Annotated in this window: 9 protein-coding genes and 1 pseudogene; 1 reads left to right on the top strand and 9 read right to left on the bottom strand. The window is 51.3% G+C overall.

What is annotated here, in order from left to right:
• Positions 1-339 precede the first annotated feature (339 nt).
• The 6 genes from ACFMKP_RS21970 to ACFMKP_RS21945 form a co-directional block, all read right to left on the bottom strand.
• Positions 340-2,166, bottom strand: a complete 1,827-nt coding sequence (locus ACFMKP_RS21970; protein ID WP_382295129.1) for an adenylate/guanylate cyclase domain-containing protein — start codon at positions 2,164-2,166, stop codon at positions 340-342.
• A gap of 9 nt (positions 2,167-2,175) precedes the next feature.
• Positions 2,176-2,862, bottom strand: a complete 687-nt coding sequence (locus ACFMKP_RS21965; RefSeq protein WP_382295126.1) for a hypothetical protein — start codon at positions 2,860-2,862, stop codon at positions 2,176-2,178.
• 111 nt (positions 2,863-2,973) lie between these two features.
• The gene (locus tag ACFMKP_RS21960; RefSeq protein WP_110516722.1) at positions 2,974-3,405 is read right to left on the bottom strand and encodes a hypothetical protein; all 432 of its coding nucleotides are present in this window, start codon (positions 3,403-3,405) and stop codon (positions 2,974-2,976) included.
• Positions 3,406-3,492: 87 nt separating this feature from the next.
• Positions 3,493-4,926, bottom strand: coding sequence for a helix-turn-helix domain-containing protein (locus ACFMKP_RS21955; RefSeq protein ID WP_382295123.1), 1,434 nt, complete (start codon positions 4,924-4,926; stop codon positions 3,493-3,495).
• Positions 4,927-5,149: 223 nt separating this feature from the next.
• A complete protein-coding gene (locus ACFMKP_RS21950) occupies positions 5,150-5,731 on the bottom strand; it encodes a single-stranded DNA-binding protein (RefSeq protein ID WP_204755805.1) in 582 nt (193 codons plus the stop codon).
• A 52-nt stretch (positions 5,732-5,783) separates the two neighbouring features.
• A complete protein-coding gene (locus ACFMKP_RS21945; RefSeq protein WP_382295120.1) occupies positions 5,784-6,362 on the bottom strand; it encodes a hypothetical protein in 579 nt (192 codons plus the stop codon).
• Positions 6,363-7,073: 711 nt separating this feature from the next.
• Here ACFMKP_RS21945 and ACFMKP_RS21940 point away from each other — a divergent pair.
• Positions 7,074-9,275: a glycosyltransferase family 39 protein gene (locus ACFMKP_RS21940; RefSeq protein ID WP_382295117.1), complete on the top strand. Its 2,202-nt coding sequence runs from the start codon at positions 7,074-7,076 to the stop codon at positions 9,273-9,275.
• A 350-nt stretch (positions 9,276-9,625) separates the two neighbouring features.
• Here ACFMKP_RS21940 and ndk read toward each other — a convergent pair whose 3' ends face one another.
• The 3 genes and pseudogenes from ndk to ACFMKP_RS21925 all read right to left on the bottom strand — a co-directional run.
• Positions 9,626-10,075: a nucleoside-diphosphate kinase gene (gene ndk / locus ACFMKP_RS21935; RefSeq protein ID WP_382295114.1), complete on the bottom strand. Its 450-nt coding sequence runs from the start codon at positions 10,073-10,075 to the stop codon at positions 9,626-9,628.
• Positions 10,076-10,221: 146 nt separating this feature from the next.
• Entirely contained in the window at positions 10,222-10,569 is a 348-nt protein-coding gene (locus ACFMKP_RS21930; protein WP_054534792.1) for a roadblock/LC7 domain-containing protein, read from the bottom strand.
• 32 nt (positions 10,570-10,601) lie between these two features.
• Positions 10,602-12,336 (bottom strand): annotated as a pseudogene (locus ACFMKP_RS21925) (hypothetical protein); the annotation flags it as partial.

Raw genomic sequence — 12,336 nt, 5'->3', positions numbered from 1 at the left:
ATCAAAAGAGGGTTCAGGCTATAGGCTTTTGGCTATTGGCTTTGGGAAGAGAATCAAAAAATCTGTTGCTTAAAAAACTAATAATTCGTGCAATTCGTGGCTAAAAAAATAAATCTTCGTGTCCTTCGCGGTTTCTTCCCTTCGTGCCCTTCGTGCTCTTCGTGGATCAATTTCTTAATGCAGAGGTGCAGAGGAAGTATGGCTTTTGGCTATGGGCTATGGGCTAGCGGAACATTTTTCGTGCAATTGGTGCAATTCGTGGCTTAAAAATAAATAAGTATTCGTGCTCTTCGCGTTCTTCGCGGTTTCTCCCCTTCGTGTCCTTCGTGGATCAAACAGTTAACCTCGATTGGGCGTAAGCCGATAGAGCGTAAAAATGTGCGAGATCCCTTTGAGATTATGGGTAAAGTGCTCATTCAACAGATTATGCTGGCTAAGCATGGCCCGCACACCAGCCGATTCCATCACATCGGCAGTTAAAATTACATCATCGCCAACACTTAGCCCTTGGGCGCGCGCAGCAGCGTTGACGGTTGTACCAAAATAATCGAGCACTTCGTTGGCATTAACCGCAATGCAGGTGCCTGTATGCAAGCCAATCTTAATCACAATTGGCGGACGATCAGGCCGCGCTTGGTTGGCTTGTTGCATATTCTGATGAATCGCCAAGGCCGCGGCAACTCCATCGGCGGGATTCGCAAACACCGCCATCACTGCATCGCCAATCGTTTTGACAATTGAGCCATTATGCTGCTCGATTGCCTGAAACAGCACGCTAAAATGGTCACGCACCATCGCATAGGCCAGCGAATCGCCATGCTCTTCATACATCGGCGTTGAATTTTTAATATCGCTGAATAAAATTGTCAGATTTTTAATCCCCAAGCCTAAGCCAGGAGCCAACACTTCCGACGAAAACAATGAGCGAAACTCAGCCAAGGTCGAAACCAATGAGGCACTCACTCGCCCAAAGCCCCAAGCATCATGCTCGATAATCAGCAATTGCTCGTGTTCAGTCGTGTTATGCAGGCTCAAAACAACGGCTTCTGTTGCCAAATTGAGTTCAGTTTGGTCGGGGCCGTTGTTCGTTAGGGTGATGTTGGCACTGGTTGCGCCAGCAGGCTCAGCTTGAATTGTGCAGCGTTGCTCAATCCCCAACATGCGCATGCGATAGCCACCAGAGCTCAGCTGAACCGTGACCTCGCGCTGTTCGTTGGGTTTGAGCCGCGCTTGCGCCACAATATGCTCATTCAAGGCAGGCGAGCCAAGCGCACAGAAGGTTGTGCCGCTAGCGCTGCGCACTTTGGGGCTAACTGAAAAACGCAATTCAACATACTCATCGAAATTCACATCGTAGTTAATATTGCAGACTTCGCAGTGAGCGCTCGCAGTGAGATCGCGCAAGTGCGGCGTGGGTTCGCGCGCAACTCGACAATTGGGACACAACACATCCCAATTCATATCGAGCAAGCCCGTCCAAGTGGCATATAAAAATACCCGCAGCACGCTCAAGCGTTCAGCGCCCCAAGCATCAGCCAAAACAAATGGGCGCATCGTTGCTACATCTTCATCGCGTTGGGTCTGAATTAATTGAAATAAACGATCGATCAATTGCTGATCGCAGGGCAAATCGCGCATGCGGTTGCGCAATTCTTGCAGCACCGTGCGATTGACGCGAACTTTACGGGCTGGAGGAAAATAATTGCTGGCATTGGGCTTTTTGGCGACTGAACGAAAAAAAGCCGCTTGGCCAACGATCATCTGGGTGGCAATAAACCAACCGATTGGATAGCCCAACAGATTTTTTGGAAAAACTTGGACAAAGGTTTCGACTTCAGTGCTAATGGAGGTATGTGGCCTGAGAATCGTGCCGCCAATCAAGCGATCGAGTGGTGGAAAATGCTCAAAAACCCGTTCGACCCAAAGTTGCTGCTGATAAACCCATTCAAACGGATGCTCGACCCATTGGACTGGCAGGCCATATTGGCGGGCATTGCCAACCATCTCACGCACCCCATCGCTACGGGTGCGTTCGCTATAGGTGATGGGGGGCAAGCCAACAGCGTGATTAATTTGGCTGGTTTGGGCGGCAATTTCCCAAACATCAGCCAACGGCAATGGCACGATCATCGATTGACCTAGGCGAAACGGCTTAAGCGCCATCATGCCCCTCCCTTAGAGCCGATTTGGGTCGATCCTCGCAGCATAGGCTGGCACAGTGTGCACGCCGCGCACCAATAAACTATTGCCATGAATCCCAATCACCAGATAAATTGGCCCAAAGCGAGCCTGCAAATCATCGGGATCGAACGCGAGTTCGTCGACATCTTCCGATTGCATCCATTGCTGGCCAAAGGCCCGCCACGCCACATCGGTCACTGGCGTTTCATCGACGCTTTCCAAGCCAGCCAAATCAAACAGAATATAGCTTTTGAAGCGTTTTTCTTCGCGCTCAAACATCGCATGCACTTCGTGGGCTTGAATCAAGCACAACGAGCGTTCGCGGCGTTCGAAGACAGCGGCTGGATCTTGGTCAAGATGATCGGGCAGAAATTTGGCGTAGCGCTCAGGCGTAATATGTCGCAACAAGCTTTTGCTACTTGCAGCAGTTAGCGCCCATTGCTCAACAAACGGCGGTTGCGGATGCGGCTCAAGGCCTTCCCAACGCACCACATCACCAGGCTTAATCAACGAACCATCAGCAAACGTAATATCACTGAGTTGCAGCGGGCCATCAGCACGCACAATATCGAGCCACACCCGACCAGTGACGGGATGGGCTTCGGTGCTCATACCTGCGAGGGCAACGCCTTTTTTCACCCGTGATACTGCCAAAACCAGCAAATCTATTGGTTGCGCCATAACGTTTAAACCATTGTCCAATGAGTGAATCTTGCACCATTATGGTGAAATCTTGAGCCATTGTCAATTTGGCTTAGGCGCAGGCCAGCACAATCAAAAGGCATCGAGTACCTACTTTTCTAAAAGTTGGCGAAACTCACGTGAACGTTCCCATGCTTGGGGATCGCTTTTCGATAGCAGGGTACAAATGACCCGTTTTTGATCGCGATTGAGCGAATCGGCTCCGGTAGCAACTGCGCGCAACGATAAATCGGCATCAGCGCCCGGCCCGCTCAGATAATCTTCGAGAAACGAATTTGGTTGTTGAGGCATGTAGTATTGCAATTTAAAGGTTTGGAGTGCCTGAAAAATGTCGGTAATCACATGAGTAAATTGAATCGCAAAGACGGCGGCACCACGCGGCGCAGCAATTTCACGATATTTGCCAACCACAAGCGGCGGTGAGGTTTCGCTAAACATAAATTCATCATAGGCTTCAACCATCACGCCAGATTCGCTGAATAAGAGCGTTGCCCGTACCACTGTTTTACGCCAGAGCCGCATACATACCTCCGAACAATCGTGTGTCGAGTACAACAATGTTGGACGCTATCGCCACGATAGCGTCTGCTCCTTCGATTGTCCTCTATTCTACGCTTTTTTTAGATCAGGCTTTTGGCTCTGATAGATCCGATGCAGGGCCAAGCCCAATTGGAGCGCGAGCCGATCTGGGGCGCGGTCGAGATGATGCGATGCAATATTTTCGATGCGACCAAGCCGATAGAGTAGGGTATTGCGGTGAATATGCAAAGCTGCTGCTGCCTGGCTATGGTTGCCAAGATAGGCAAAAAACATTTGTAGGGTATACAACAAATCGCCATCTTGTTTGGCATCGTGAGCAGCTAATGGGCCAATCGTCCGATCATAAAACATTCTAGCACGAGCAGAGTCTGCCACGCTCAGTAGTAGCCGATAAACGCCTAATTCCGCTCCACCAGCAAGTACCCCAGAGCCTAAAAGCTCGCGGCCCAGCCGTAATGCGCCAATTGCTTCAGCCCAAGCGCCCGACCACGCGCCATTTTCCGAGGCGATGCCAAAGCCGCCATCAAGCACCCAACTGGCTTCATGCAAGGCCGTATGTACCTCGCGCAAGCGCTGTTCGGGGTTGTCGAGACTATCGATCGGCATGGCCAAGACAATCACACCATCGTGATCGGCAATAAACGCAGGGTAGCGCAAACGGTCGCAGGCTCGCCGTACCGCTGCCATCACCCGCTCGATTTGGGCTACATCCTGAGGCCGTAACGCAGCCAAGGCATAGGCCGAATCGAGCAAAATGCCCTGTTCAGCAGCGCGGCGTTGGCCAGGCAGATCCAAGGGAATGCCAGCGAGCAAGGCCTCCAGCACGCTGCCGCGCAAACGATCCTCGGTGGCTTCAATGGCCCGTTCTTTATCGAGCAATAATGATAAGGCAGCAGAGCCTTGTTCCAGCGCGCCAGCATCCCATGGATGGCTACCGATGCTGCCGAGAAAACCAACTCGATGCCCATCAAGTAGCACTGGCACGGTGGTTGGCATACCAGCATCCGCCGGGAAAACCACGCTATGGCCAGTCCAAAGCTCAAGCATGCGTAATAAGGGAGTTCGCCCCTCGTTTAGGCCATTCATAGTTAAGGCACTATACAATTGGGCAGCACGGCGCTCGTATTGGGCTTCGGGGTCGGAGAGCAAGCGTTCACTTTCGCGCTGCACCATGCGCAAGTCGGCGTTGTGTGGCAATTCAAACAAGGTGATGTTGGCAATCTCTGCCGCTGCCACAGCCCGCTCATCGACCATTCCAGTCAGGCCAACAGCCAAAACTGAAGTCCCATGCAAACGCTCAATCAAGCGCGCTAACGAAAGGCGCAACGAATCTAAGACGGTTGTACTCACCAGCACAACTTCAGAGCCAGCAAGATCAGGCAGGGCTGGTTGGGTTGGGCGGGCCAGCACAACCGCACGGACTGCAAGAGTGTTGGCCTCGCCAGCCCGCAGGCTAGTTGTCGGCGGTAAGGCCAGCCGCCAAATTTCATACAGGGTTGCCACAATCGATACCTAAACTTGGCGACGATTCAGTTAAAAATCGTCTCACTAGCAATTTGCACAATCTCAGGCTGAATTATGGCATAGTGTGGCAACTCATGCAAGCGCTAGCATGGCTGTCAATTGTTAAATATGTGAATAGCTTTGTGCAGATTGTATAGAGATTAAACAAACACCACCATTCGTTGTGAATGATGGTGTTTGTGGTTATAAGCTATGAGCCAATTTAGAATGGCAAATCGTCTTCGTCGGTGACGACTGGCTTACGGGAAGCGGGCCGAGTTTGGGTTGCGGCTGGCGCAGCGCTCCGAGCGGGAGCTTTGGCTGGGCTGCTCGCGCCATTACCATTGCCATTGCCATTGGTACGGGCTGGCTGCGCTGGGCGGGCTGCTTGGCGCGCAACTGGAGCTGGCTCAGGAGCGCTAGCCCATTCTTCTTCTGGGTCTTCGGCGTTATAGGCAACACCCTCACGGCGGCCATCGAGAATAATCATATCGTTGGCGACGATTTCGGTTTTATAGCGAGTCTGGCCGCTTTGTTCTTCAACCCATGAGCGAGTTTGCGAACGGCCTTCAACATAGACGCGTGTGCCTTTATTCAAATATTGGTTACAAATTTCGGCTAGTTTGTTCCAAGCTACAATTGAAAACCATTCGGTATCTTCGCGTTGTTCGCCCTCGGCGGTTTTCCAAGTGCGATTTGAGGCAACCCGAAAGGTTGTGACAGCGGTACCTTGGGGCGTAAAACGCATTTCAGGGTCTGCGCCCAAGCGTCCGGTCAATTGAACTTTGTTTAAATCCTTGGCCATTGTGGTAGATCCTCCGTTTTAACGTAAAAACTCGTCATATTTATATCGATGCTCAGGCAGCTGCGCTGTGAGCAGGAATATCTTTGCGGCGTTGTTCTTGGCGCTCGCGTTGCAGATTTTTGCGGTAGCTTTCGAGTTGGGCTTGATGCTGCTGCAAAAAGTCGCGAATTTCGAGGCAAATGCCCAGCCAATCGTCGGCGGGAAAGCGCATTGCTAGTTGGGTTGTTGGCTTGCCATCGGGCGCAATCCCACCAGTAGCGGTTTGTTTGCCAGGCCCGATTGTAATCGATAAGCGAATTGGAAAGCGCGCAAACTTTTGATCGGCCCCAGGATCGCATTCAACTTTGAACAAACGACTTTCGATGCCATCGTCGCGGACTGAGCCACCAAATACCTCAAGCTTCCAACCTGGCTCAAATGCCTTGCCAGTTAAGGTATGGTGCACCAACAATTTGCAACGCAAAATTGGCAAGTAGGCATTGGCCCGATCAAGATGCACGCGCCGCGTGCGATCGTAGCTCACAACTTCCCATTCAAGCCGCTCAATACCCATCGCATCGTAAACATTGCAAAAATTTTTGTTGGTGGTGTATTCGACTAAGGCATATTTTAGCTGTTGTCTTGCTTGCATACTCGGTTCCCCATTCGTAATATATCGTTTACAAACTACTTAGTACATTTGTTCTAAACAGCATAGCATAGCCTACGCAGATGTCAAGCGCTTGCATGGTAAGGTTTGCTGACCCCCAAAAGCACTAGTCTAAGCTATGACAAGCGTTAGAAAAGGATGAAGGATGAATTATGAAGGATGAAATCATAGGTAAAACGAAATAGGCTGAGTGAGAGGCTATTGGCTATAGGCTATGTGTAATGGTTCATTGGGTTAACGACGACTTGAGCTCCTCACCTCAGCCCCCTCTCCCACGTAGCGGGCGAGGGGCTCTAACACCCTGGTTTTACCGCAATTCTTCATTCAAAACGGCCGCTCCCCCTCGCCCGCGTTCAGTGGGAGAGGGGGCTGGGGGGTGAGGGAACATGGGTGCCAATCCAATGTATCAGTACGGCTAGGGGATACAAGATCATCAAATTTCTAAAAATTGTACCGATAATCTAAACTTCATAGTCCAAAGCCTATAGCCTATAGCCCTAATCAAAAACTCCTATTTGTATATTTGGTCGATGCCTGAATTACGGACACATGTTATCGAACGAGAAATCTACCCTTTGTGTGCTTCGTGCTCTTCGTGGTTAAATAATTTGCATATTTTGGCCAACTCGTCTACGCTTGCAGCCTTGAAATGCAATTTAGCCATAGACGATCTTCGATGGTCTATCTCACACAATGAAACGATACACTCTGCATACGCTAATCATTTTGCTGGTGGCGCTTGGTTTGCGCCTCGCAACGTGGTGGCTGCTGCCCTATAACGATTGGATTAGCGACGAAGGCGAATATTGGGGCGCGGCGATTTGGCTGGCTCAAGGTCGCAAATTTCAGTTTTTTGATGGCTGGATCTGGACGCGACCACCACTCTACATTAGCTTTTTGGCGGCACATATTAAACTCTTCGGCAATAGCGCACTCTGGGCACCACGGCTCAGCCAAGCATTGCTCAGTGTTTTAAGCGTTTGGCTAACCATGCGCATCGCCAAACGCCTAGCCCCAGCAGAACAACAAGAACGAGTGAGCTTGATTGCTGGCTGGTTGATGGCGCTCGGCTATTCGTTTGCAGCATTTAGCTATTTTATGCTTTCAGAAACCCTGTTTTTGAGCATCTTTTTGGCTGCTAATTTGTTCTTGCTACGCTGGGCCAGCACGCGCCATTGGCGGGATTTGCTTTTGGCAGGGGTTGGCTTTGGCTTGGCTGCATTAACGCGGGCCATTATTTTAACTTGGCTGCCACTACCAGCACTGTGGATTGCTTGGCAACTTTGGCGCGACCAACGCCCACGCTGGCAAGCCACAATAAAACCTGTGCTTGGCTTTACGCTCAGCGTTTGCGTGATTGTCTTGCCATGGACTGCCTTTGCAACCAGCCGCTGGAGCAATGGCGATGGCTTAATTTTGGTCGATACAACAGGTGGCTATAATTTTGCCCTTGGTGCCCAAATTGCCACGCCTGAAGGCCGCAATGGCACGCGCCTCGCCGAAATTTTATGTGGCGGCAATGGGCTAGTGTGCCAAGGTTCGCAGGCAGCCCGTCAAAATCAGGCCTATGCCCAAGGCTTTGAATGGTTGGGCGAATATCCACAACGCTTCATCAGCAAAACTGCGCTCGAATTATTGGATATTTTGCAGGTGCGTTTTGATAGCGCCGAACACCTGACCGATGGCTATGTGGATGGCCGCGTGCCAGTGCCGCATCTGCTTGGGTTGTTGCTCGACGATACGCTGTATGTCGTGATTGTTGGCTTGGCGGTGCTTGGGTTGTGGCGCAAACAGGCTGGCGCTGGCAAGGGCTTGGTGCTTGGTTGGCTTGGCTATAACATTATTGTTGGCTCGCTGATCTTTGCGATTGCCCGTTTTCGCCAACCACTGCTGCCGTTCATCATGATTTATGCTGCGTGTGGCGTGGTGCAATGGTCGCATGCGTGGGCCAGCATTCGCCAACAGCGCTATGCTTGGGCCAGTGCAGGCTTGATTTGGCTGATCGTGTTGCCATCATATCTCTATTTGCCCGAAGCGGTGGGCGTGCGCAGCGTTTGGCAAGATGTGCGCTTGGGTTTTGCTGGAGTTCAGCAAGCTAACCAATGTCAAGAAATTCGCGGTTTGTTGCAAACTGGCGATTTAGCAGCAGCGCGAACATTGCACGACCAAATCGATGCGGAAGGTCGCAGCGAAAACACCAGCATCAGCGCCTATACTGGGCGGCGCTGTTTGGCTTTGATCAATGGCCAATTGCTCGAAGCCGAGGGCAAACCAGCAGAAGCTTTGGCCTTCTATCAACAGGCAAATCCCAAAAATAACCCAATTCAATCAGCACGCATTTTGATGCTTGAAGGCAATTTGCTGCAACGTCAAGGCCAAATTGCCCAAGCGCTGGCTCGTTTCAACTTCCGCGATGTCGAAATTATCAACGATTTGGATTGGGCTTGGGATTATTTGACCGTTGTGCCGACCACGACAATCGATCTTGGCAGCGGCTTGGATTATGGCTATGTGCGCGGGTTTTATCAAAGCGAGCACAATTCACCAGATTTTCGTTGGAGCAGCCAAACTTCGGCGTTGCGCTTCCCGCAGGCAGCAACTGGCCAAGCCCAAAACTTGCGCATGCACCTGAATGGCTTCACCAACGATTGGCAACCAACCAGAATTAGCGTCAGCTTGAATGGCCAATTAATCGACAATTATCAACTTAGCCCAGATTGGCATTGGTTAGAAATTCCGTTGCCAGCCCAGCCCCAAGGCAGCGATCTCTTGCTTGAATTTGCCAGCAGCACCTTTGTCAGCGGCCCCGAAGATTTAGCGACGCGGGTTAGTTCGCGGGCATCTGATCCCTTGCGCCTACTCGGTTTTCAGCTCGATCGGGTCGAGATTAAATAGAAGGATGAATCCCAAATCAAAAATCAGAAGTCAAAAATCAAAAATAGGGATCAGGGGCTAGGGATCAGGGGTCGGGGGCTGTAGGTCTCTTTCAAGGGTAGGTTTTGAGCGATTGTAGAGCGTTCCCTCACCCCCCAGCCCCCTCTCCCACTGAACGCGGGCGAGGGGGAGCTGTCGTTTTGCCAAAACATTGGTGTAAAACCACGGTATTCAAGCCCCTCGCCCGCCGCGTGGGCGAGGGGTTGGGGGTGAGGGGATCTTAAAACCTACCCAAGCACCAAGCGAAGTTTGATTAAAATAAAAAAACCTTGGAATGCCGAAACATCCCAAGGTCAATCAACCTAATCAGATTACTCGGTAATCCATTGATCGACTGAGCGTTCTGAGCTAATCAATTCTTCGCTGTTGAAGAACAGCGCCACTTCGTTTTCGCCATTTTCAGGTGAATCTGAGGCGTGGATCAAGTTGCGCCCGATGTTTACGCCAAAATCGCCGCGGATGGTGCCAGGAGCAGCCTTCACGGGATTGGTCGCGCCAACGGTTGAGCGCACAATTTCGATCACATCTTTGCCTTCAACAGCCACAATCAGCACTGGGCCTGAGGTAATGTACGAAACCAAGCCAGCGAAGAAAGGCTTGCCTTCGTGAACGCCATAGTGCTTGTGGGCCAAATCGCCGCTAATTTGCGACAACTTGATGCCGATGAATTTCAAGCCGCGTGCTTCCAAGCGGGTCAAAATTGGGCCAATCAAGCCACGTTGAACTGCATCAGGCTTTAAGATGATCAATGACTTTTCCACAGGGAAATGCCTCCATTATGCTTTGTTAATCAAAAAAATAAGGATCGTTGATCCGATTGTGGGCATTGTAGCATACTTGCAGCGCGGCATAAAAAAGCGAGCCACCAGTGACGGTGACTCGCTGAGCAATAAGCAAGCAATTCGGCCTAGATTGGCACAGCCTTGCTAATATTTTTGGCAGCGCGGCGCATTTCAATCTTGACCAAACCAAGGTTGACCATGCGTTGAGTTACAACTGCCAAGATGACATCACGCGCTTCGAGCAACAGAATTGAACCATCTTTTGCATCAATAATTGCATCAACCAGCGTGCCAATGCCAATGCGCTTGGTTGCTTTATCAATTTCGCCAAACACTGCTGCCGACATCGCGCCCAATACTTCAGCATCTTCATCTTCGATCAAGGTGCTGGCGATAACCAAGCCATCGCGGCCTACCAATAGGCTGCCGATAACCCCTTCAACCCGAATTAAGTCCTCAACGATATGACGCATACGGTCTAGCCTTTCTTCAGTCGCTTGGTGCATTAACGACGTGGTTTATTTAGCACCCAGCCATACTCATCCATCGCTTCACGCCAGCGTCCTTGCTTAGAATAGGCATCACCTAAGGCACGGTGCAGCCGTTGGAGCAAGCCTGGGTCATCGTGCGACTCAATCAGATCTTGCAAATCATCAACTACTTGATCCATCAGTTGATTTTGTTTAATCAGCCGTTTGTATTCGGTCAATGCCTGATCGACCGAGGCGGTTTGGCTGATCATGCGCGCCAAGGCCATTCGCAAGCCATGGTTGCTTGGATCAGCTTCGAGTTGTTGATAGTATTCGCTAAAGTCGGGACCATCGCCACCTGCACTGCCGCTGGTTACAGCTGGGCTGGCGCTAGGTTGCGGTGTTTGGGCAACCACTGGCTGGGCTTCGACCGCTGGCGTTTCAGCCACTGGTTTTGGCTCAGGCCGTGGCGAGACATTGTATAAGCGATCGCGTGGCCGTTGATCTTCTTCGCGTGGTCGAGGCGAAACCGGATACAACGGTGCGCGTTTGGTCTCTGGTTCTGGCTCAGCCTTTGGTGCAGGCGTTTCAGCAATAATTGGCTGAGTTGGCACGATAACCGGCGCAATTACCGCTGGCGCAGCCTCAACGACTGGCTCGACCGGAGCTTCAATTGAGGCAATTTCATCCTCGCTCAAGCCAAGATCTTCCCACGAGAATGGGGTCATCTCTGGCTCGGCGGGAACTTCAGCAACGACTGGCTCTGGTTCTGGCTCGGCACTTGGCAAGGCAAAATCGATGCCCATCAATTCTTCTTCGCTAAGCTTCAAGCTGCGATCGTCGTCACCTTGTTGCAACGAAGCAATTTCTTCTTCGTTCAAGCCAAGGTCGGCCAACGAGAATGGCGTGAGATCTGGCTCTAGCTCATTCGTCGTTTCAGTTGCTGGCGATTCGGTGCCTTCCAAGGCCGCAATTTCTTCAGCGGTTAGCCCCAATTGGTCGAAAGTAAACGGCGACATATCTGGCTCGTCGGCTTCGATTTCAGTGGTAGGCTCGCTCGAAGTGCCTTCCAAGCTGGCGATTTCGTCGTCGCTCAACCCCAAATCACTCAACGAGAACGGAGTCATTTCTGGCTCGGCTTCGTTGGTTGTAGTGTTGCTTGGTGCTTCAAACTCAAAGTTATCAAACCCGAAGCGCGATGGCTCTTCGGCAGCAGGCTGGCTGCTTTCGCCATTCAACATTGCGATTTCTTCATCGCTCAAGCCCAAATCGCTCAACGAGAATGGAGTCATTTCTGGCTCGGCTTCGTTCGTCGCTGGCGTATCCAGTTCGAAATTATCGAATGAGAATGGCGCTGGCTCGGCGGCTGGCGTTTCTGCCGTGTCGCCATTCAACATTGCGATTTCTTCGGCGCTCAAGCCCAAATCCGTCAACGAGAACGGAGTCATTTCTGGCTCGGTTTCGTTCGTCGCTGGCGTATCCAGTTCGAAATTATCGAATGCGAATGGTGCTGGTTCTTCCGTGGCAGGTTCTGCCGTGTCGCCATTCAACATTGCGATTTCTTCGGCGCTCAAGCCAAGGTCAGTCAACGAGAACGGAGTCATTTCTGGTTCGGCTTCGTTGGTCGCTGGCGTATCCAGTTCGAAATTGTCGAATGAGAATGGCGCTGGTTCAGCGGCTGGTGTTTCTGCCGTGTCGCCATTGAGCATCGCAATTTCTTCATCGCTCAAGCCCAAATCCGTCAACGAGAACGGAGTCATTTCTGGCTCG

This window comes from Herpetosiphon sp. NSE202 (assembly GCF_042688385.1).
GTDB lineage: Bacteria > Chloroflexota > Chloroflexia > Chloroflexales > Herpetosiphonaceae > Herpetosiphon.
Note: the sequence above shows the minus strand (reverse complement) of the source record. Positions and strands in the feature narration are given on the sequence as shown.